This is a genomic window from Pseudomonas sp. B21-012, from assembly GCF_024749305.1.
GTDB lineage: Bacteria > Pseudomonadota > Gammaproteobacteria > Pseudomonadales > Pseudomonadaceae > Aquipseudomonas.
In genome coordinates this window covers 2,379,559-2,399,760 of sequence record NZ_CP087197.1, presented here as the reverse complement: position 1 = coordinate 2,399,760, position 20,202 = coordinate 2,379,559, and the positions used below count along the sequence as shown (strand labels likewise).

18 protein-coding genes and 2 pseudogenes are annotated in these 20,202 nt (G+C 61.7%); 16 read left to right on the top strand and 4 right to left on the bottom strand.

The window, feature by feature from the left end; translation table 11 throughout:
* Nucleotides 1-56: 56 nt before the first annotated feature.
* The gene (locus tag LOY37_RS11065; protein ID WP_258716883.1) at nucleotides 57-1,001 is read right to left on the bottom strand and encodes a LysR family transcriptional regulator; all 945 of its coding nucleotides are present in this window, start codon (nucleotides 999-1,001) and stop codon (nucleotides 57-59) included.
* 159 nt (nucleotides 1,002-1,160) lie between these two features.
* On the opposite strand from LOY37_RS11065, the gene LOY37_RS11060 reads away from it, so the two are divergent.
* The 10 genes from LOY37_RS11060 to LOY37_RS27395 all read left to right on the top strand — a co-directional run bounded on the left by LOY37_RS11060 (nucleotide 1,161) and on the right by LOY37_RS27395 (nucleotide 13,236).
* Nucleotides 1,161-2,648: an aldehyde dehydrogenase family protein gene (locus LOY37_RS11060; RefSeq protein ID WP_258716882.1), complete on the top strand. Its 1,488-nt coding sequence runs from the start codon at nucleotides 1,161-1,163 to the stop codon at nucleotides 2,646-2,648.
* Between the two features lie 139 nt (nucleotides 2,649-2,787).
* The gene (locus LOY37_RS11055) at nucleotides 2,788-4,221 is read left to right on the top strand and encodes a cytosine permease (RefSeq protein WP_213601628.1); all 1,434 of its coding nucleotides are present in this window, start codon (nucleotides 2,788-2,790) and stop codon (nucleotides 4,219-4,221) included.
* Nucleotides 4,218-5,048, top strand: coding sequence for a nitrilase family protein (locus tag LOY37_RS11050; protein ID WP_258610400.1), 831 nt, complete (start codon nucleotides 4,218-4,220; stop codon nucleotides 5,046-5,048). Before LOY37_RS11055 ends, LOY37_RS11050 begins: the two co-directional genes overlap by 4 nt.
* 80 nt (nucleotides 5,049-5,128) lie before the next feature.
* Nucleotides 5,129-5,992 carry a LysR family transcriptional regulator gene (locus tag LOY37_RS11045; protein WP_045196624.1) on the top strand — a complete coding sequence of 288 codons (864 nt, stop codon included), beginning with the start codon at nucleotides 5,129-5,131 and terminating at the stop codon, nucleotides 5,990-5,992.
* A 153-nt stretch (nucleotides 5,993-6,145) separates the two neighbouring features.
* The gene (locus LOY37_RS11040; RefSeq protein WP_258716881.1) at nucleotides 6,146-8,512 is read left to right on the top strand and encodes a type VI secretion system Vgr family protein; all 2,367 of its coding nucleotides are present in this window, start codon (nucleotides 6,146-6,148) and stop codon (nucleotides 8,510-8,512) included.
* Nucleotides 8,512-9,381: a VRR-NUC domain-containing protein gene (locus LOY37_RS11035; protein WP_258716880.1), complete on the top strand. Its 870-nt coding sequence runs from the start codon at nucleotides 8,512-8,514 to the stop codon at nucleotides 9,379-9,381. The genes LOY37_RS11040 and LOY37_RS11035 overlap by 1 nt, the downstream gene beginning before the upstream one ends.
* Nucleotides 9,382-9,383: 2 nt before the next feature.
* A complete protein-coding gene (locus LOY37_RS11030; protein WP_093381822.1) occupies nucleotides 9,384-10,940 on the top strand; it encodes a type VI immunity family protein in 1,557 nt (518 codons plus the stop codon).
* 98 nt (nucleotides 10,941-11,038) lie between these two features.
* The gene (locus tag LOY37_RS11025) at nucleotides 11,039-12,031 is read left to right on the top strand and encodes a DUF6708 domain-containing protein (RefSeq protein ID WP_258716879.1); all 993 of its coding nucleotides are present in this window, start codon (nucleotides 11,039-11,041) and stop codon (nucleotides 12,029-12,031) included.
* Nucleotides 12,032-12,106: 75 nt separating this feature from the next.
* Nucleotides 12,107-12,286, top strand: a complete 180-nt coding sequence (locus tag LOY37_RS11020) for a hypothetical protein (RefSeq protein ID WP_258716878.1) — start codon at nucleotides 12,107-12,109, stop codon at nucleotides 12,284-12,286.
* Nucleotides 12,287-12,432: 146 nt separating this feature from the next.
* A complete protein-coding gene (locus LOY37_RS27395) occupies nucleotides 12,433-13,236 on the top strand; it encodes a DUF6708 domain-containing protein (protein WP_309475548.1) in 804 nt (267 codons plus the stop codon).
* A gap of 34 nt (nucleotides 13,237-13,270) precedes the next feature.
* Here LOY37_RS27395 and LOY37_RS11010 read toward each other — a convergent pair.
* Nucleotides 13,271-14,474, bottom strand: a pseudogene (locus LOY37_RS11010) (HPP family protein).
* A 285-nt stretch (nucleotides 14,475-14,759) separates the two neighbouring features.
* Nucleotides 14,760-15,683 carry a hypothetical protein gene (locus LOY37_RS11005; protein WP_045201328.1) on the bottom strand — a complete coding sequence of 308 codons (924 nt, stop codon included), beginning with the start codon at nucleotides 15,681-15,683 and terminating at the stop codon, nucleotides 14,760-14,762.
* Nucleotides 15,684-15,910: 227 nt separating this feature from the next.
* Between LOY37_RS11005 and LOY37_RS11000 the strand changes: the two genes are divergently transcribed.
* The 3 genes from LOY37_RS11000 (at nucleotide 15,911) to LOY37_RS10990 (ending at nucleotide 18,030) form a co-directional block, all read left to right on the top strand.
* The gene (locus LOY37_RS11000; protein WP_258716876.1) at nucleotides 15,911-16,534 is read left to right on the top strand and encodes a hypothetical protein; all 624 of its coding nucleotides are present in this window, start codon (nucleotides 15,911-15,913) and stop codon (nucleotides 16,532-16,534) included.
* A gap of 95 nt (nucleotides 16,535-16,629) precedes the next feature.
* Complete coding sequence (locus LOY37_RS10995) at nucleotides 16,630-17,154, top strand: AAA family ATPase (RefSeq protein WP_093384146.1); 525 nt, start codon at nucleotides 16,630-16,632, stop codon at nucleotides 17,152-17,154.
* A 45-nt stretch (nucleotides 17,155-17,199) separates the two neighbouring features.
* Nucleotides 17,200-18,030 (top strand): alpha/beta fold hydrolase, encoded by an 831-nt coding sequence (locus LOY37_RS10990; RefSeq protein WP_258716875.1) that lies wholly within the window; start codon nucleotides 17,200-17,202, stop codon nucleotides 18,028-18,030.
* A gap of 21 nt (nucleotides 18,031-18,051) precedes the next feature.
* Here the strand turns inward: LOY37_RS10990 and LOY37_RS10985 are convergent.
* Nucleotides 18,052-18,411, bottom strand: a pseudogene (locus LOY37_RS10985) (glyoxalase superfamily protein); the annotation flags it as partial.
* 187 nt (nucleotides 18,412-18,598) lie between these two features.
* On the opposite strand from LOY37_RS10985, the gene LOY37_RS10980 reads away from it, so the two are divergent.
* The 3 genes from LOY37_RS10980 to LOY37_RS10970 are packed head-to-tail and all read left to right on the top strand — an operon-like array spanning nucleotide 18,599 to nucleotide 20,196.
* The gene (locus tag LOY37_RS10980) at nucleotides 18,599-19,213 is read left to right on the top strand and encodes a dihydrofolate reductase family protein (RefSeq protein ID WP_093384152.1); all 615 of its coding nucleotides are present in this window, start codon (nucleotides 18,599-18,601) and stop codon (nucleotides 19,211-19,213) included.
* A gap of 56 nt (nucleotides 19,214-19,269) precedes the next feature.
* Nucleotides 19,270-19,941 carry a bifunctional 2-polyprenyl-6-hydroxyphenol methylase/3-demethylubiquinol 3-O-methyltransferase UbiG gene (locus LOY37_RS10975; protein WP_093384155.1) on the top strand — a complete coding sequence of 224 codons (672 nt, stop codon included), beginning with the start codon at nucleotides 19,270-19,272 and terminating at the stop codon, nucleotides 19,939-19,941.
* A 36-nt stretch (nucleotides 19,942-19,977) separates the two neighbouring features.
* Complete coding sequence (locus LOY37_RS10970) at nucleotides 19,978-20,196, top strand: DUF4287 domain-containing protein (protein ID WP_258716874.1); 219 nt, start codon at nucleotides 19,978-19,980, stop codon at nucleotides 20,194-20,196.
* Nucleotides 20,197-20,202 lie beyond the last annotated feature (6 nt).

Genomic DNA, 20,202 nt, shown 5'->3' with positions numbered 1-20,202 from the left:
GGGCCTGAGTCTAGGCCCTGGCTGACCTGCAAAAAACGCCGCCCGGCGCATAGCTGCTATGGCGAATGCGCATGGCCGCCGTGCACGCCGAACTGCGACTGCTGCCACTGTTCGAACACCAGGTTGCGCAGCCAGCGGTGCTCGGCCGAGCCGTGCAGGCGCTGGTGCCAGACCACCCAGTAACGCTGGCTGTGCTCGACAAACGCCAGCGGTCGCCAGGTCAGTGGATGCAGGCGGCTGAGCTGGCGGGCAATGTGCTCGGGCACGGTGACCAGCGCCTGACTGCTGCCGACCACCTGCACCGCCGCCGAATAGAACGGCACCTGCAAGCTGATGCGCCGGCTCAGGCCCTGCTCGCGCAGGTGGCGGTCGATAAAGCTGTCCTTGTCGCCACCGCCGGAAATGCGCACATGGTTCCAGGCGCGGTAGTCGTCCTGGCCCAGTTCGGTTTTGCTCGCCAGCGGGTGCTCGCGGTGCATCAGGCACACCGCGCGGTCTTCACCGAGCATGCGCCCGTGCAGGTTGGCCGGGGCGTCGTCGAACAGCGTGGTGGCCAGGTCGACTTCGCCGCTGGCGAGCAATTGGTACTGCCCCGGTTGCCAGGTGCGGTACTCGATCGACACCCCCGGTGCTTCGCGTTCCAGGGTGCTGACCAGCAGCGGCAGCATGTGCTCGGCGATGTAGTCCGAGGCCGCCAGGCAAAAGCGCCGCTCGCAGCGCTTGGGCTCGAAGGCCTGCGGTTGGCGCAAGGCCTCGAGCTCGGCCAGCACCTGGCCCAGCGGCAGCAGCAGGCTTTCGCCGCGTTCACTCAAGACATAGCCGCGGCCCTGGCGCACCAGCAGCGGGTCGTCAAAGGCTTCGCGCATATGTGCCAGCTGGCGGCTGAGCACCGACTGGCTGCTGCCCAGGCGCTCGGCGGCATGGCTGAGGTTCTTCAGCTGCAGCATGCTCTGCAACGCGCGCAGGTGGGCGATGCTCAGGGAGGCGAAAATCGGGTTCAAGGGGCGCTCCTGCACAGGCGGATGCCGCAGCCTAAGGCCAAACCTTGCAGATTACAAAGCGCCTGGCAGGCCGGTGCATGGCCGGCGGCAGGCTCAGTCAAGCCACTGCCGGGGCGCTGCGCTAGGGTCGGGGCTTTGCTTTCCCTTGAGGTTCGTCCCATGAGCAACATCAGCCTTTTGCCCCAGGTGCGCGTTTTTTTGCAACGCGAGCACAGCAGCTTTATCGACGGTCGCCAGCAGCCACAGGCCGATGCCCGCTACCTGGAGGTGATCGACCCGGCCAGTGACCAGGTCATCAGCCGCGTGGCCGAAGCCACCGCGCAGACCATCGACGATGCCGTCGCCTCCTCGCGCCGTGGCTTTGCGCAATGGTCACAAACCGCCCCCGCCGTGCGTGCCAGCGTGCTGCTCAAGCTTGCCGACCTGATCGAGCAACACCGCGAAGAACTGGCACAGCTGGAGACTTGCCAGTCGGGCAAGCTGATCACCCTTTCGCGCAATTTCGAGGTCGATCAGGCCGCGCATTTCTTGCGCTACTACGCCGGCTGGGCGACCAAGCTCAGCGGCCAGACCCTCACCCCGTCGCTGCCCTCGTTCAACGGCGAGCGCTACACCGCCTTTACCCTGCGCGAGCCAGTCGGCGTGGTGGTGGGCATCGTGCCGTGGAATTTCTCGACCATGATCGCCTTGTGGAAGCTCGGTTCGGCACTGGTGACCGGTTGCAGCATCATCATCAAGCCCAGCGAATTCACCCCGCTGACCATCCTGCGCATTGCCGAACTTGCCATCGACGCCGGCCTGCCCGCAGGCGCACTGAACGTGGTGACCGGCGCCGGCTTGGCCGGCAAGGCGCTGATCGAGCACCCGGGTACCGACAAGGTCTCGTTCACCGGCTCCGTGCCCACTGGCCTGGCCGTCGGCCAGAGCGCCATGGCCGCCAACCTGACCCGCGCCACCCTGGAGCTGGGCGGCAAGAATGCGGCCGGGTTCCTGCGCGACGTACCAGTGCACACGGCGGTGGACGGCATCATCGAAGCGGGCTTTTTGCACGCCGGGCAGATCTGCGCGGCAGCCGAGCGCTTTTATCTGCATCGCTCGCAGATCGAGGCGGTGACCGGGGCCTTGAGCGAGCGCCTGGCACAGCTGAAGATCGGCTCACCGCTGGATGAAACCAGCGAATTCGGCCCGGTCAGCAACAAGCAGCACCAGGCCAGGCTCGGCGCGCTGTTTGCCAAGGCGCGCAGCGAGGGCAGCCAGATCATCCATGGCGGGCGCCTGCTCGAAGGCCCGGGCTGTTACGTCGAGCCGACGGTGATCCTGGCCGGCTCGGTCAACGACAGCCTGCTCAACGAGGAGACCTTCGGGCCGGTGGCGACCTTCTTGCCGTATGACGATGAAGAGCAACTGATCGCGCTGATGAACGCCAGCCCCTATGGCCTCAGCGCCAGCCTGTGGACCAACGACTTGAGCAAGGCCTTGCGCCTGGTGCCGCAGGTGCAGGCCGGTACGGTGTGGGTGAACATGCATACCCTGCTCGACCCGGCCGTGCCGTTTGGCGGGGTAAAGGCTTCAGGCATAGGCCGTGAATTTGGCGGGGCGTTTATCGAGGATTACACCGAGCTGAAGTCGGTGATGATTCGCTACTGACACTGCCCGCGATGGGCTGCACCGCAGCCCATTACTTCTGAATTCCATGAAGTAATTTTTTGATACCAACGATTCCCCTCACCCACCGTCTGTCGGACCATCGGCCAGTTACCCCATAAAAACAACACGAGGTACTGCCGTGGACAACGCCAACAAGGCGGGGGCTGCACGCCCGCGCATCGAGGTTCGCTCAATCGACTATGTGCCGCGCAGCGAGCGCCACGGCAAGGTCTGGCACCAGGCGCCGTTCTGGTTCACCGGCAACTTCGTGCTCACCACCATGGTCACCGGTTTCACCGGCCCGGCCCTGGGCCTGGGGGCGCTGTACTCGATCCTGGCGATCGTGCTCGGGGTGTGCTTTGGCACCTTCTTCATGGCCTTTCACGCCAACCAGGGCCCACGCATGGGCTTGCCGCAGATGATCCAGTCGCGCGCCCAATTCGGCCTCAAGGGCGCCATCGTGCCGTTTGCCGCCGTGGTCTTCGTCTACATCGGTTTCAACGTCTTCAACGTGATCCTCGCCACCGATGCGATCAACACCGTGCTGCCCGGCCAACGCACGCCCTGGTACCTGGGCCTGATCGTCATCGCCGTGCTGCTGGCGGTGGTCGGCCACGACTTGCTACACACGGTGCAGCGCTGGCTGACCTACGTGATGATCCTGGTGTTCGGCGTGCTCACCGTCAGCGCCCTGCTGACCCTGCAGGCCGACGCCGCCCTGCAGGATCCGCAGTTCTCGTGGGGCGCATTCCTGGTGCAACTGTCGGCGGCCGCCGGTTACCAGATTAGCTATTCGGTGTACGTCTCCGACTACTCGCGCTACCTGCCCCACGACACGCCGACGGCGAAAGTGGTGTTCTGGACCTACCTCGGCGCGGCCGGCTCGGCCCTGTGGCTGATGTCCCTCGGTGCCTTTCTCGCCTCGGCCTTGCCAGCGCCTGACGCCATCGCCAGTGTGCGCGAAGTGGGCAACCAGTTCCTGCCGGGCCTGGGCACCTTCACTGTGCTGATCTCGGTACCGGCGCTGGTGGGCATCATGGCGGTCAACTGCTACGGCGCCATGCTCACCAGCATCAGCGCCATCGACTGCTTCAAGCAGGTCACGCCGTCGCTGAAGATCCGCGTGGCCGGCATCAGCGTGATTGCCACCATCGTCTTTATCGTCGCCCTGGCCATCCCCGAGAGCTACCTGGGCAGCTTCAACACCTTCGTGCTGCTGATGCTGTACTTCCTGGTGCCGTGGACCGCGGTCAACCTGGTGGACTTTTACTGCGTGCGCAAGGGCCACTACGTGATCAGCGAAATCTTCAACCCCGACGGCATCTACGGTGCCTGGGGCAAGCCCGGGCTGATCGCCTACGGCCTGGGTTTGCTGGCGATGGTGCCGTTCATGGCCTTGAGCTTTTACACCGGCCCCGCAGCCGCCGCGCTGGGTGGTGCCGACATTGCTTTTGTCATTGGTCTGCTGGTCACCGGCAGTCTCTACGCCCTGCTCTGCCGCTCGCTCGACCTGCCTGGCGAACAACGCCTGGCGGCAGCCAGCGAGCGCCAGCTTGAGGAAACCCTCGCATGAGTCCAACCCTGATCCAGGTCGCCTGCTGCCAACTGGCGCCGCAGGTCGGCGAACTTAAATACAACCGCGAGCGCGCCCTGCAGGCGATCCGCAGCGCCGCCGGACAAGGCGCCCAGGTGGTGGTGCTACCGGAGCTGGTGCAAAGCGGCTATGTGTTCGCCGACCGCAACGAAGCCCTGAGCCTGGCCGAAACCCCCAACGGCGAAACCCTGCGCCAGTGGGCAGCGCTGGCGGCGGAGCTGGACATCGTCATCGTCGGCGGCTTTTGCGAGCGCACCGAGCGCGACGAGTTGTACAACAGCGCCGCCCTGGTCGATGCCGACGGCGTGCGCGCGGTGTACCGCAAGGCGCATTTGTGGAACGACGAAAAGCGCATCTTCAGCGCCGGTGGGCAACCGCCGCCGGTGATCGATACGCGCTTCGGACGCATTGCGGTGATGATCTGCTACGACCTGGAATTTCCCGAGTGGGTGCGCTTGCCGGCGCTGGCCGGGGCCGAACTGCTGTGCGCGCCGGTGAACTGGCCGGACGGCCCGCGACCGCTCGGCGAGCGGCCCGCGGAAGTGGTACGGGTGCAGGCCAATGCTTCGGTCAACCGCTTGTACATCGCCGCCTGTGACCGCAACGGCCATGAGCGCGAAGTGGATTGGGTCGGTGGCTCGGTGATTGTCGATGCCAACGGCTACCCGCTGGCCGGGCCGCTGCATGAAGCGCCGGCCGGCACGCAAATCATCCACGCCCGCCTCGACCTGAGCGAGGCGCGAGACAAGCGCATCAGTGCCTTGAACGATGTGCACCGGGATCGCCAGCCGGTGTTGTACGACTGATTTTTCGGGCGGCTGTGCAGCCACGCCCCAAACCCGTGCAAAGCCACTAGAATAGGCCACCGCAAACACCAGGCTGCCCCATGGATATCGAGCTCGCCCGCACCTTTCTGGAAATCGTCCGCACCGGCAGCCTGGTGTCCGCCGCCGAGCGCCTGCACGTCACCCAGACAGCCATCACCGCGCGGGTGCAAAAGCTCGAACAGCAACTCGCCTGCCAGCTGTTCATTCGCAGCCGCAGCGGCGCCAGCCTCACCGCCGACGGCGAGGCCTTCGTGGTGTATGCCAATCAGCTGGTGCAAACCTGGGAGGCCGCGCGCCGCGACCTGCCGTTGCCCGAAGGCTGCCACCAGGTGTTGCACATCGGCGGCGAAGTCAGCCTCGGCAACCCCATGGTGCTTGGCTGGGTCAGCGCCCTGCACCGGGAAATGCCCGGCCACGCCATTCGCAGCGAAGTCAGCGATGGCGAGTCGTTGCTGCACAAAGTGGAAATGGGCGTGCTTGATGCCGTGCTGGTCTACCAGCCCACCTACGGCCCCGGCCTGCAGGTGGAGCAACTGATGGAAGAAAAGCTCATCCGCATCCGCCGCAAGGACAAACCCGAGCCCTACGTGTACATCGACTGGGGCCAGGCCTTTCGCCGCCGTCACGACGCCGCCCTGCCCGAATGCGCGCGCCCGGCGCTGAGCTTCAACCTCGGGCCGCTGGCGCTGCAGTACATCCTTGAACACGGCGGCAGCGGCTACTTCCGTACCCGCGTGGTGCAGGCCTACCTGGACAGCGGCGTATTCGAACGCGTGCCGCAAGCACCGGAGTTCACCTACCCCACCTACCTGGTGTATGCCCGCGAGCGCGACAGCGAGGCGCTGCAGCAGGCGTTCAGGGTGCTGCGCGAAGTGGTCGCCGGTGAGAGCGACTGGTCACAGCGCTGGGATCCGGTGATCTGAATCAGCGGTATCTGTCCGACACATCTGACAGACGCCGTAGGACCTCTCTTGATTGCAGCTCATCCCTTGAGGCGTGAGCTAGCACCTGCCTAGATTTCCCGGGGCTGCCCGCATGGCATCCCGTCATCTGCCGGTCTAGTCAAGAGAGCCCCCATGCCCCGCCAAAGCGACCTGCGCTTCACCTTCGAGCCCCTGCAGGGCGACGCCTTCGAGGTGGTCGAGTTCCACCTCGAGGAAGGCCTGTCCCAGCCCTTTCGCCTGAGCCTGGAGCTGGCCAGCCACGACCCGGCCGTCGACTTCAACCGCGTGCTCGACCTGGCCGCGCTGTTCACCCTGTGGCGGGGCGACACCCCGGTGCGCTACGTGCACGGCCTGGTCAGCCTGTTCAGCCAGGGCGACACCGGCTTTCGCCGCACCCGCTACCGCGCCGTGCTCGAACCCAGCCTGGCGCGCGCCGGCCTGCGCTCGAACTGGCGCATGTTCCAGGGCCAGAGCGTGCCCGAGATCATCCTCGCGGTGCTCGAGGCCCAGCGCCTGAGCGAGGTCAAAACCTACCTGTGCTTCGACCATCCGCCGCGCGAGTACTGCGTCCAGGCCGGCGAAAGCGACCTCGACTTCATCGCCCGCCTGGCCGCCGAAGAAGGCCTGCTGTACAGCTTCGAGCACCGTGCCGACGGCCATACCCTGTGGCTCACCGACCGCGTCGGCGGCCTGGGCACCATCGGCACCCACGAGCACTGCCCGGTGCTCTACCAGCCGCTGGCCGGCGGCGACAGCGCCGAGCCGGCCCTGCAGCGCTTTCACTACACCGAACAGGTGCGCAGCGCGCGCCAGGTGCAGCGCGACTACACCTTCACCCACCCCTACTACAACCTGCAGCACAACGCCGTCGGCGCCAGCGACCTCGACCACCAGCACAGCGACTACGAACGCTACGACTACCCCGGCCGCTACAAGCGCGACGCCAGCGGCAAGCCCTTCACCAAAACCCGCCTGACCGCGTTGCGCAGCGACGCCCGCCTGGCCCACATGGAAGGCGATGACGCGCGTCTGCAGCCGGTCCTGGCCTTCGACCTCAACGACCACCCGCGCGAAGACTTCAACGACCGCTGGCGCACCATCGCCATCGAGCACCACGGCACGCAGCACAGCAGCCTGCTCGAAGAGGCCTTCGGCAGCGACAGCGGCACCGCCTACCGGCTCAGCGCCAGCGCCATCCGCTGGGACGACGACTGGAAAGCGCCGCTACGGCCCAAGCCGCGCATCGACGGCCCGCAGATCGCCAGCGTGGTCGGCCCGCCGGGCGAAGAGATCTACTGTGACGAATGGGGCCGGGTCAAAGTCAGCTTCCCCTGGGACCGCGACAGCCACCAGGACGACCACAGCTCCTGCTGGATCCGCGTCGCCCAGGGCTGGGCCGGCGCCACCTGGGGCGCCATGGCCATCCCGCGGGTCGGCCAGGAACTGATCATCAGCTACCTGGACGGCGACCCCGACCAGCCCATCGCCACCGGCCGCGCCTACCGCGAAACCAACCTGCCGCCGTATCAACTGCCCAAGCACAAAACGCGCATGACCATCAAAAGCCGCAGCCACAAGGGCCAGGGCTTCAACGAGCTGCGCTTTGAGGATGAGCTGGGGCAGGAAGAGGTGTTCATCCATGCCCAGAAGGACAAGAACGTTCATATCAAACACAACAATGGGGTGTTTGTTGGCAATGATCGCAGTGAGAAGGTCGAGCGCGATGAGCAGATCGAGATCGGCCACGACCGCAGCGAACGGGTCGGTAACGATGAGCGGGTTGAGGTTGGGCAGGATCAGCATTTGCAGGTGGGGCGTGATCGCTTTCAGACCATTGGCCGCAACCACTCGCTCAACATCGGTGGCGATCGTATCGAGGAGGTAGCCAACAATCGATTAGAGAAGATTGCCGCTGACTATCACTCCGAAGTTGGAGGCAACGCCCAACATTCGGTGAGAAACGCCTATCAGCTGTCTGCCCGCCACAGTATCGAGCAAAAGACTACCCGCTTCGAAGTTGCCGCAGGCGAGCGAATCGAGCTCAAGGCCGCTGGCGGGAGTATCACCATCGATTCCAGGGGCATCACCCTCGACGGATTGACCATCCATTTCAAGGGAACGGTGACCAGCGATGCAAACGGATCGGGTAATTCGTTTACCCATGCACCTCCCTCTCCCGCTCCACTCGGCAACTTCTTGGGCCGCTACACGCTGGTGAAGAACGATCAACGCGCCTTCTCAGGTTACCGGTACCGCATCAGCACTGGCGCGAGCGTACTCGCCGAAGGCTTGACCCGCACTTCAGGCGAAACCGATTGGGTGACAACCGAGAACATCCAAGCCGTGCAGGTCCATAAGGCCGTCATGCGTGAAGACCAACGGATCACCGAGGACTGGCAGTCAAAAGTGGCTGCGATCGACTGGCAAGCTGCTGAGTACAGTGCCGATGAATTGTTTCCGGACGCATTGATTGACTATTACATGGGAGTAGATGACTGATGCCAGCCCCCGCCGCTATTGCGCGTGTAATCGAGGCCGCCTATCGCGCCTACAGGGCGCATCAGGTTTCTGAGGCAGTAAAGAGCGCAGCAGATCTGGCCGAATTCGCGCACGAGATTACTGAACGCAGAAACAAGATCAAGCAAGTTCTTCAAACCACCATAGAGAAGATGGCGCAGGAAGTTGACACTAAGAGTTCAACCTTTGCTCAAGTCGACCACGGTGGCAATAGCACCGTCTCCAGAAGAGGCAATGAAAATATAACGTTCAAGGAGTTCATTGAGCGCAAGGTTCCCTTTCGCCCTGCCATTAGCCAGGTGTGTACCACTGCGTTGCAAATCCCCATCAAAACACCTCGACGGATTCGCAAGAAGATGGGTGATGAATTGGTCAACAGCACACTCGAGATCGCACTCAAGCAACTCACTGCCTCATTGTTTTTCGAAGCCATTGACGAAGCGCTGGACTGGCACAGCCCACTCAAGGCTGAACCCAATTACAACCGTGCTAGCAGCAAAGCTCTGCTAGGTGAACCACCGACACGGCCCAAGCGCTTTGGCAAGGTGACGTCATTCTGGCCGCGACCTCGGGGAAGCCTTGCACCGGACTTGGTGGTAGTCGAGTACCGACAAGAACCCTTTGAAATCGAAAACGTTTTTGCGGCAGTCGAAATCAAGTTCCCCAGGGATTGGGCCAAGGCGATACAGATAAAGGAATACGTCGACCTCATGACGCCAAAATCCGGGGTGAATCGAGAGAAGATCGGCAAAGAAAAAGTAGCACTGCTGCGGGTTCCGGAAGATTGCACTGGCTTCGAAGCGGAAGAAAAGAAAAAAACTGTACAGAAAGGCAAAGGTGGAAGGAGCTAGCCATGAGCACTACGCACGAACTATTTGATGACGAAGAGCGCCGCGACTTTATTGATTTACTCAAGGAGTGGCCAAATTCATATTGGGGGACAGATGAGGCTCGGCACAGTATCAGCCCATTTATAACCTTCTATTTCTTACCCAAAGAAGAAGAAAACAAAGAAATTTCAGCACTGTTAGTTGATATTCACGAGGAGTTTGAACAGCTGGCCGGGTACCCCTATAGCATCTTCATGCACGGCGCCGCTGCACGCCCTCGTCGCTATGATGCATTGCACCGCCCTGACCTTAGAAAACTGGCCAGCAAGACTGAGCCGTACGAATACTTTGTCTTCGAGTTCACCGATGAAGAAAACCATGCCTCTTCACCGACGACGGCCGGCTACTTTTGGCGCAGCAAGTTCAAAGCGGCCGACTGGAAAACAGCCTATTCATCGATTGTCTTTTACTACCGCTGGCAATGGTGGCTGGACAACCGCGAGGCGTGGCGCACATTTGTGCTCAAGACCATCGACCGGCTCAAAGCCGACCAGGTCTATAGCGGCTTTGCCATGGCCAACCCGCTGGAGTTCGGCACACGTGCCGCCGTCACCACCTGGGAGCGCGCCTTGACACCTGCGTTCTACGGCTTGGATATCGATTACCCGTACGGGATGGACAACGAGTTACTCGACGGCATTCGCCCACCCACGTGGGCCTTTTTGCTCGCCGACCCCTGGCGCGAGAAACTTGACCTGACGCGTGAGCAAGTGCACAACGCCCTGGCGCATCCGCGCATCAGTATCACCGAATTGCAATGCGGCCTATGGATCGAACTGGGCGAACAACCGGAGCTCTATCCCGCCGAGTATGGCGTGCCTGAGTTGCCAATGCTGTTGAACAAATTGTTAAAGCCCATTCGCTACGACGACTTGGGCTTATTGGGATTTGGTCAATGGGACGGCGATCCCAACGAGCGCTTCACCGACGCGGACGGCCGTCGCTGGATGGGCCGCTTTGATGCCGACAGCGACTGGCCTACACCCTTCATGCGCGTTGGCGCGCTGCCGACGAAGACGTGCACTCTACCCCCTGCACCGGCATGCGCCGTCGCCGGTATGCCATGCCTCCAAGCCGGGGTTTGGCGCATGGTCGGCCAGGCGGACAGCCGCCGAGTGTTTGAACAGGGGGACATCCTGCCCCACTTGAGCAATGAGTCGGATGACGGCTTTGTTATCTGGCAGCGCGACCCCGACCAGACCCCGCCGGAACCGGCTCGTTACGCCAACAGCCATGAGCCAGCTCCTCGCGCAGGGCGCTGGGAACTTGAGAGCGACCCGTGCGTGTCATGCGAACTGCGCGTGAATGATCTGCTCCCGCTTCATGCAGATCAGATTGTGCGCTGGCGCTGGCTTGGCTTCGGGCTTCGTGTACTCAGTGGGTCACTGTGTCCATATCCTGGAACATGGGTATGTGAGTACAAAACTGGCAGCAAGCGCTTTTTCGAATACGAGGCCCCTATGCCGACCATCGACGGCGAAAAAGTCGTCTGGTTTTGGTTGACCATATCGCCCCTGTGAGACTTGCTACTTGGTGGTCATTGACTGCAACAACCACTCGCTACAGCCCAAGCAGAACGTATAAGCCGCGACCAAAACGCCATAGAGAGCACTTTCCAATGTACATATTTGAATGGGTCCTGTTCGACGGGCGCAAAAAAGTAAACCACAACACATTAACAAAAAATACCAGCAACCAAAAAACCAATCCCAAAACCTTGCTACCGATTCGAGTTACCCAGCGGGTATCCAGTACCATTTCGGACAATCTATCCTTTTACTCTTATAACCCCACATACATAGACGCACGCACTCCCAACGATGAAAAACGTGGACTGATAACTTTAATTCCAGGCGGCGGCGGCGCATTGCTACTTTGCATGTTAATGTCATCACTTTATTACATTGGAGGCTATTACATATCTGCCTTCTCAGAAGCTGACGAACAATTGAACTCACTTGACTATGCGTTCATGTGGGTAATACCAGCAATTCCTGCAACAACCCTGTATTTTTACATTAAACATGTTGCCCCTTACCTCCGACTCGAACTTTTTACCGCTCGTAGACTGATCGTCCGCTTCAACCGCATCACCCGCAAGGTCTACCTGCTCCGTCCCAAGCACCTGGGCGGTATCGTCGCGCTGGACTGGGACGCGGCCGAGGTCTGCATCGACCCGAACATGTCCGAGCTGGAAGGCACCGGCGGCTTTGTCATGTTGGGCTGGGACAAGGAAACCCGGTCCGTACGGGACGCCGACGGCAATTTGAAGGATGACTTCGAAATCACCCTTGTGGGTAGACCTACCCGCAATGCCTCGGAGTTATTGGCGTTCTGGGAATATATCCGTCGTTATATGGAAGAAGGCCCTAAAGCCGCGCCCAAGCCGGCAAAGCTGATTGGCAAGTTTCCCTGGCCATGGCGTTCGTTCATGGCCGTCTGGCGCCTGGACAGCCGTTTCATAAAAACCCCTGCGCTGTGGGTGTTCGTGCTCGTTTACAGCTTGCTGTTGCCACTGATCGTGATCCACGCCTTCGGCCATTGGATTTCCCTGTTGCTGTGCTATGAGCCGAAGTTCCCCAAGTCCATCGAAAAGGCAGGCATCGAATGAGCCTTGCAAGCGTGGACTTGCGGGCTGCGTTGCCAGCCGCCCTTCCCCATCTATTACCGGTGCACTTCCCAACCCTTGTTCAACGAAAACAACGAGAAGCAACGCGCTAAGTTCCAGCTGCGCTATGACCAGCAGTTGGCAACCTTCCAGCAAACCATCGACGGTGCCGGCCGAGCCTACGCCGGGGCCTGCCGCACGCCGGCCTTTTTATGCTGCAAACAGCACGATTACGACGGTGCCTGGCGCCCAAGGTGAAATGGCCTGAAGACATGGACCTTGAGTCAAGGTCGGCACCTTGAATTTAACTATTTCCCAGTCTCCAAACCTAAACCGATGCCGTTAACTGAGAAAAGCAAATCAGGTGCGAGCAGACCCATTTTCCTGTTTATTGGAATCCATTTATGGCCTTCATCTCTCCTTTACTCGATAAGCCGGCCCCAGGCTGGAAGTACGATTTAACGACCCCAGACCTTCCCCCGACCACACAACCACATCCATCAGCATCTTCAACCCCTCCCAACTACGTAGGTGACGTCTACCTTGAACTGGCATGTGCAAAATTGAGAGTGCAAGGCATTGGTATCTGGTTATCGGTCTTTCTGTTCTTTTGTTCCATACTTGCGATTTCTATTCTGTCTGCCTATATCTCAATGACAGATAGCGCGCCCTCACTTATTATCAGCATAGCCTTTACCATTACCTTCATCACAAGCGTATGGGGAGGCATCTACTGTTGGAGAATGGACGTAGAAGCCCCTCGCGACCAACCCATTCGCTTCAACCGCCTGCGCCGCAAAGTCTACGTCTACCACTTCTTTCATGACGGACGCCGACCGTTCAGCCGCAGCGCCTGGGGGATACGGGTTGAAGCTTACAACTGGGACGATTTGCGCGCTGAGGCCTGTAGCGTGTACGGCCCCATGGGCACTGGCGGCTTCATCGAAACAGTCACCCTCGCCGTGGTCAGCCCCGGCACCAACAAGGTCATCGATCGCTTTCATTTCGCCCACGGCATCCAGCAGGGTGAAATGTACTGGGCCCTGGCTCAGTTGTTCATGCAGCAGGGACCGCAGGCGCTCCCTGCCTTCACTCGCCCACCCCGGGACTGGAACAACGAAAAGGTCACCTTCAATCTCGCTCGCCGCCTCGCGCCCAAGGTGAAATGGCCTGAAGACATGGACCTGGAATCGAGGACAGCGCCTTGAAGCCAACGGCAGGCCCCCACTGATAAGCGACGCACTATCCGGTCGCGCGGTCCTTGCCGAGCAACCCCACCTCACTCAACAACTGCCGCTTGAGCCCGGCAATCAGATCGGTCTGGGTAATCACCCCCACCAGCGCTTCGCCGTCCATTACCGGCAAGCAATGCAGGCCCTGCTCGCTGAGCAACGGAATCAGCGCCACCGCCGGCTCGTAACTGCGCACGGTAATCACCGGCCGGCTCATGATCTGTTCCAGCAGCACCTTGGGCCGGCGCCCGAGCAATGCGCGCCAGCTGAACCGCCCCTGGGCCATGGCCGGGCCGATCAGGTCGGTGAGGCTGACTATCCCCACCAGGCGCCGGGCGTCATCGAGTACCGGCAAGGTGTGCAGATGGTGGCTCGACAGCAACTGCCAGGCCTGTTGCAAGGTGGTTTGCGGGGTCGCCAGTTGCACGTCCCGGGACATCACCGAGGCGGCGGTAATGCCGCCCAGGCTGCGTTTGAGCGCGTGTTGCTCGGTGGCCATGATGATGCGTTCGAGTTCGTCGCGGGTGACGTCGACGAACTCGCCGAGCTCTTCCAGCGCCTGGTCGAGGTCTTCACCACTGACGCCGACCCGTTCACCTGGCAGCACGTCGGCAGTGTGGTGCAGGTCTTTGCGCGCTGCGGCGGTCTTCGGGTAGCGCACGCCGGTCAGGCGGTTGTAGATCACCGCCACGGCCACCAGCACCAGGGCATTGAGCATGATCGGTTCGAACACCTGGTCGCCCATCGCCGCCAGCGACGAGTCGGCCAGCACCACGCTCACCGCCACGCCGCCACCCGGCGGGTGCAGGCAGCGCAGCAGGCACATGAGCAAAATCGCCACGCCCAGGGCCAACGCCGCGACCCACAGGGCCGAACCAAAGCAGTGATGCAGCACCAGGCCCACCGCGGTGGCGCTGGCATAGCTGCCAATAAACGGCCAGGGCTGCGCCAGCGCCCCGGAGTGCACGGCAAACAGTAGCACCGCCGAGGCCGCCAGCGGCCCGAGCAGGTGCAGCGCCACTGTCGGGCCAAAGGCCAGGCTGCAGGCCAGGCCTGCGAGAAACAGACCGAGCAGTGCGCCAACGCCTGCGCGTAGCCATTCTTTTGGGGGGATGTTCAGAGGGGCCGGCAGCAGCCGGTTGAAGCCGTTGTTCAGAGCGCGCAGAGACATGGGTAGATCGGGCACCTGGGCAGTAAAAAAAGCCCGGCCAAATTGACTGGGCTGAGTATTGCGAGGGGGCAATACCAATGGGCTCCGTCCGTGGAGATGGAATTTTTGGGTGTTGCGTGGGCGGGGATTTTGCCGGGGTTGGGCTGGCGGGTGGTAATTCAAAAAACTGAGGGGTGAGTGCAGTTTTTTTGAGGGATGGCACGAGTCGGCGGCAAGGCCGCCGACTTCGCCAGGCAATCAATGCATGAACAGGGCGATCAGGATGATCACCGGAATCGGTACACCCAGCATGAACAACAGTAGTGAACGCATGGTAGTTCTCCTCGGTTCAACGGACTTGGGCACTGACGTAGTCATCGACCAGCACCACGGCATCGCGACGACGGCCGCCGTAAGTGGCGGCGAGGCTGGCGAAGAACGCCCCGCACAGCAAGGCAATGAACATCCACAATGCCGACAGCGCAGCCGCCTTGCTGGCGGCATCAGCCGCTTCACGGGCAGCCTTTTTGGCGTCGTCCACTGCCTGGCGCGCCTGGGCGAAGACCTGGTCGACACGCTGCTCGGCCTGGGCCGGCGCAAGGTTGGTGCGCTGGCTGACCAGTTGCGCCAGGTACTGGCGGTCTTCGCCGCTCAGTTGCCCGCCGTTGCTCAACGCGCGCGCCATGATCCGGGTCACCGCTACTTGTGCAGCATCTTCGTTGACCGCCACCGTGCCATCGCCACGGAACAGGGTATCGACGAAATAACCATAGGGGTCGCTACCCTGGGAACCGCTGGCAGCCGTCGCTGCCGCAGTAACGCCACCTGCAGCACCGGCGGCGACCTGAGCCCCCGCCTGCACGCCGCCAGCGACGATACTGCTGACCGAACCGACCACCAGCGTTGCCGTGACCAGCGTGGCAACGGCCCAGGCCAGAAAGCCGTGGGCGGTATCGCGAAAGTACACCTCATCGCCATGCACGCTCGCCCATTTGACCCGCAGACGGCCCGCCAGGTACCCCCCCAGGCCAGAGGCGATGATCTGCGTCAGCGCCAGCCAGACAATCGTCGAGATACCCAGGCCCTTGGCGCTCATGCCGTCGCCAACCCACGGCGAAACTGCCGAGAAGCCCAGCCCGATACCGAGCAAAACCAGTATCAACGACAACGCCGCGGCGCCCGCCGCGCCGGCAAATATAGCCGCCCATGACACGCCGGAGCGGCTTTGCGCTTCGACGATGGAGGTGGAGTGGGTTTCTGATGTTGTAATCATTGTTGTAGAGCTCCCGTGAGGAACATCGAATGTTCACTACAACGGGTGCACGCCCTGTGCCAAACCGGTTGAAAGGGCAATGGCTATAAATTCAATAGGTTGCAGCACGTTGCGAACATGCCCATCATGCAAAGTGCATGATCAGGCCAGCGCCAGCGGGTGTTCTGCACACCAGGGCAATCGCCAGGGGCCGGTCTTGTCCGCAATTTTTCGACCCAGAGCCCGCGATGACTAATGAAGCGTTGATAATCGATTTGTTTGAAGCCGCTGACGCCTTGGCCAATGGCGACAACAGGGCAATGCAGCGCCTGCTTGCACCGATCAAGAACCGCGAATCCTATGACGGCACTCCTGTTCTGTTCTATGTGGCTGAAAACATTCAGGCGCTGGAATTTCTTGCGGCCAATGGCGTTGATTTTCTGCAAAAAAACAGCCTTGGCGGCAATAACCTGCTGCACCGGGTGTCATTGGACAGTGATGACCCTGTGTTCGAATGGGTGCTGGCCTGGTACAGCAGCAACAACAGTGTCGATGCAGCGAGCGACGATGGCTTCACCGTACTCTCGACGCTGCTCAAGTTCGGTCGGGCGGACCGCGCCAAGCGCTTGATCGAGTGTGGTGCAAGCCTTTCATCGGTCGCCAACAACGGCCTCACCCCGGCCCGGCAAACGGTCATTTGCATGGAGCAAGAGCACGATGCGCTTGAGGGTCTGGCGCTACTCCTGTCCCACGGATTGACCCTCGGCACTGCAGAGTTGGAGCACATGGCGCACATGGCGCGCGCTATCAACCGGCACCGGCTTGCCAAGTGGATTGAAGACGATCTGATTCCCTCTGCGCCGGCTAATTAGTGCCTGAAAGGCTGCAAGATCCCTACCGGTATGCTTTCACTGCCTCGACAAAACCTGCACAATCGCCGGCTTTTTTTCCGACAAGGCAGTCCCTCATGCAACGGATCGTAATTCTGGGCAACGCCGGCAGCGGCAAGTCCACCCTCGCCCGCGCCCTGGGCAAGCAACTGGGCCTGGCGGTGGTGCACCTGGACAGGTTGTTCTGGGAGCCCGGCTGGGTCGAGCCGGATGCCGAGCAGTTCCGCTCGCGCGTGCGCGAGGCAGTGTCGCAGGACGCCTGGGTGTGTGAAGGCAACTATGCGCGGCGCACCTTCGACCTGCGCCTGCCGCAGGCTGACCTGGTGATCTGGCTGGATACGCCGCGCCTGACCTGCTTGATGCGGGTGATCAAGCGCAGCGTACTGAACCGCCCGCGCCCTGACCTCGCCGACGGCTGCAGCGAAAAGCTGGACCGGGCGTTTCTGACCTTCCTGAAATTCGTCTGGACCTTCGATCGCGGTTATCGCCCGGGGATTGAAAGGGTACGTGAAGCCATCGGGCCGCAGGTACCGGTGGTGCATTTGTGCGGTAGCCGGCAAATTGCGGCGTTTGTCGAAGGCTTCAATCACGTTCCAGCCTGATCTCCTATGCTCATGGTTCGCCCACACCTCAGAGGAGCAGCGAACATGGCATTCGTGACCACTAACGATGGCGTTGAGATCTTCTACAAAGACTGGGGCCCGCGTGACGCCGAGGTGATTTTCTTTCACCACGGCTGGCCGCTCTGCAGCGACGACTGGGATACGCAGATGTTGTTCTTCCTGGCCCAGGGTTATCGGGTCGTCGCCCACGACCGCCGTGGCCATGGGCGCTCCAGCCAGGTCTGGGATGGCCACGACATGGACCATTACGCCGATGACGTGGCGGCGCTGGTCAAGCACCTGGGTGTTCAAAAGGCCGTGCATGTCGGGCATTCGACCGGCGGTGGCGAAGTCATCCATTACATCGCCCGCCATGGCCAGGAGCGGGTGGCCAAGGCCGCCCTTCTCGCCGCGGTTGCGCCGCTGATGGTACAGACCGCCAGCAACCCCGGCGGCCTGCCAAAATCAGTATTCGACGACCTGCAGGCGCAACTGGCGGCCAACCGCGCCCAGTTCTACCACGACATCCCTTCCGGGCCGTTTTACGGCTACAACCGTCCGGGCGCTAAGCCGTTGCAAGGGGTGATCCTCAACTGGTGGCGCCAGGGCATGATGGGCAGCGCCAAGGCCCACTACGACGGTATCGTCGCCTTCTCGCAGACCGATTTCACCGAGGACCTGAAGAAGGTCACGGTACCGGTGCTGGTGATGCACGGCGATGATGACCAGATCGTGCCCTACGACAACTCCGGGCCGCTGTCGGCGAAACTGCTCGGCAACGGCACGCTGAAAACCTACAAGGGGTTCCCTCACGGCATGCCTACCACCCATGCCGACATCATCAATGCCGATCTGCTGGCCTTTATCCGCAGTTGATCGCGGCTCAATGCCGTTCTATCAGCTCTGGCAGAAGCGTATCCGGTTGCCAAACGGGTCGTAGACTTCCAGCACTTTACCCCAGCCCTGCTCGACGATATCCGGGCGTCCATAGCCATAACGCTTGGCCTGCAGTTCGTCGCGCAGTTGCTCGATGTTGTGCGTGGGCACGAAGATCGTCGCCCCCGGGCTGGCATCGCCATGATGTTCGGACAGGTGCAGTTGCAGGCCGTCACGGCTGATGCCCAGGTACAGCGGCAGGTCAGCTTCGAAACGGTGCTCGAACTCAACGCTGAAACCGAGGAAATCCAGGTAGAACTCGCGGGCCTTGGCTTCGTCAAAGCTGCGCAGGATGGGAATGGGCTTGTCGAAGCGGATTGCCGTCTGCTTGGCTTGCTCGGTTGAAATCATCGTTTTTCTCCTGAAGCCGAGGCCGTGTGGGCGCGAGCGGCGGGCAGCATTAGCCTGGGGGCGATAGTACACAGATGATCGAAGCGCTGTCGATTTCGCCGGCGCCGGTTCGACTAGTGTCAGGCAGTTCCGCCTGCAGCCCCATCAGGAGCCACTCATGCGCAAACTCATCGTTGCCGCCTTCACCAGCCTCGACGGCGTAATCCAGGCCCCGGGCGGGCCGCAAGAAGACACCAGCGGCGGTTTTGGCTACGGCGGCTGGGTCGTGCCGTTTGCCGACCAGGCCTTCGGCGAGGCCATGCAGACGCTGTTCTCGCAGCCGTTCGAACTGCTGTTGGGGCGGCGCACCTACGACATTTTTGCCGGCTATTGGCCGCACCAGACCGACTCTGCGGATCAGTTCATCGCCGACCTGTTCAACCGTGTGCCCAAGCATGTCGCCACCCACCACCCCGAGACCCTCGACTGGCACAACAGCCATGCCCTGGTGGGTGAGCTAGCCGGGGCTATTCGTACCCTCAAACAGCAGGACGGCGCCACCTTGTTGACCCAGGGCAGCGGCGAGCTGGTGCGTCAATTGCTGACGGCGGGCCTGGTGGATGAACTGCGGCTGTTGATTCACCCGATCATCCTCGGCCGTGGCAAGCGCCTGTTCGATGACCAGGCGCAAGCAGCGTCCTTTACTTTGGCCGATTCGAGCAGCACGCCAGGTGGAGTGCTGATTACCCGTTATGTGCTTGACGGGGAGGTGCGCACCGGCTCATTTGCCTAGACTGCAGCTGTGCATGCTGGCCTTGCCAGCGCTGGTAATGTTGAATGGAGAGCGCAATGCCTGCCCCCGAAAACGAGCTGTTGCAAAGCTGGCAAGACAACGCCCAAGCGTGGATTGAAGCCGTTCGCAGCGGCGCCATCGAAAGCCGCCAGCAAGTCACCGACCAGGCGATTCTGCTGGCGGTGCTCGGCCGCCAGCCCGAACGCGTGCTCGACCTGGGCTGTGGCGAAGGCTGGCTGTTGCGCGCACTGGCCAAGCGCGGCATCGACGCGGTGGGGGTGGACGGCGATCCGACCCTGGTCGAGGCGGCGCGGGCAGCGGGGACGGCCCAGGTGTATCTGGCCAGCTATGAAGCGCTGGCAGACGCACAGGTTGATATCGGCCGCGACTACTCGCTGGTCTGCGCCAACTTCGCCCTGTTGCACCAGGACATCATCCCCCTGCTCGGCGCCATGAACGCCCTGCTCGCCGCTGGCGGCGCCCTGGTGATCCAGACCCTGCACCCGTGGGCGGCCGCGGCCGGCAACTATCAGGACGGTTGGCGGCAAGAAACCTTTGCCAGCTTTGCCGGCCAGTGGCAGCCCATGCCCTGGTACCTGCGCACTTTGTCCAGCTGGTTCACTGCACTGGACATGGCGGGTTTCAAGCTGGTCGCCGTGCAGGAGCCGCAGCATCCGCAAAGCCCGCTGCCGCAATCATTGTTGTTGATAGCCGAGCCTAAAGATTGAAGCGCATCCCACCCACCTAATAAGGAACCACACACCATGAGCGAAGAGACAAAAGTAAAAGGGCCCGCGTCGTACTTCCCCTCCATCGAGAAGAAATACGGCCAGCCCGTCAGCCACTGGCTGGAGCTGATCGGCACGGTCAGCGGCAAGAAGCACATGGAGATCGTCAGCTGGCTCAAGGCCGAGCATGGCTTGGGCCATGGCCATGCCAATGCACTGGTGGCGTATTTTTTGGCGAGCGCTAAAAACAGCTGAGGATAG

What these genes read in the sequence shown, in the direction of transcription:
- LOY37_RS11060 (WP_258716882.1), top strand. Translation starts at nt 1,161, where the DNA reads ATGAGCAACATCAGCCTTTTGCCCCAGGTGCGCGTTTTTTTGCAACGC.
- LOY37_RS11050 (WP_258610400.1), top strand. Translation starts at nt 4,218, where the DNA reads ATGAGTCCAACCCTGATCCAGGTCGCCTGCTGCCAACTGGCGCCGCAG.
- LOY37_RS11045 (WP_045196624.1), top strand. Translation starts at nt 5,129, where the DNA reads ATGGATATCGAGCTCGCCCGCACCTTTCTGGAAATCGTCCGCACCGGC.
- LOY37_RS11040 (WP_258716881.1), top strand. Translation starts at nt 6,146, where the DNA reads ATGCCCCGCCAAAGCGACCTGCGCTTCACCTTCGAGCCCCTGCAGGGC.
- LOY37_RS11035 (WP_258716880.1), top strand. Translation starts at nt 8,512, where the DNA reads ATGCCAGCCCCCGCCGCTATTGCGCGTGTAATCGAGGCCGCCTATCGC.
- LOY37_RS11030 (WP_093381822.1), top strand. Translation starts at nt 9,384, where the DNA reads ATGAGCACTACGCACGAACTATTTGATGACGAAGAGCGCCGCGACTTT.
- LOY37_RS11025 (WP_258716879.1), top strand. Translation starts at nt 11,039, where the DNA reads ATGTACATATTTGAATGGGTCCTGTTCGACGGGCGCAAAAAAGTAAAC.
- LOY37_RS27395 (WP_309475548.1), top strand. Translation starts at nt 12,433, where the DNA reads ATGGCCTTCATCTCTCCTTTACTCGATAAGCCGGCCCCAGGCTGGAAG.
- LOY37_RS11005 (WP_045201328.1), bottom strand. Translation starts at nt 15,683, where the DNA reads ATGATTACAACATCAGAAACCCACTCCACCTCCATCGTCGAAGCGCAA.
- LOY37_RS11000 (WP_258716876.1), top strand. Translation starts at nt 15,911, where the DNA reads ATGACTAATGAAGCGTTGATAATCGATTTGTTTGAAGCCGCTGACGCC.
- LOY37_RS10995 (WP_093384146.1), top strand. Translation starts at nt 16,630, where the DNA reads ATGCAACGGATCGTAATTCTGGGCAACGCCGGCAGCGGCAAGTCCACC.
- LOY37_RS10990 (WP_258716875.1), top strand. Translation starts at nt 17,200, where the DNA reads ATGGCATTCGTGACCACTAACGATGGCGTTGAGATCTTCTACAAAGAC.
- LOY37_RS10980 (WP_093384152.1), top strand. Translation starts at nt 18,599, where the DNA reads ATGCGCAAACTCATCGTTGCCGCCTTCACCAGCCTCGACGGCGTAATC.
- LOY37_RS10975 (WP_093384155.1), top strand. Translation starts at nt 19,270, where the DNA reads ATGCCTGCCCCCGAAAACGAGCTGTTGCAAAGCTGGCAAGACAACGCC.
- LOY37_RS10970 (WP_258716874.1), top strand. Translation starts at nt 19,978, where the DNA reads ATGAGCGAAGAGACAAAAGTAAAAGGGCCCGCGTCGTACTTCCCCTCC.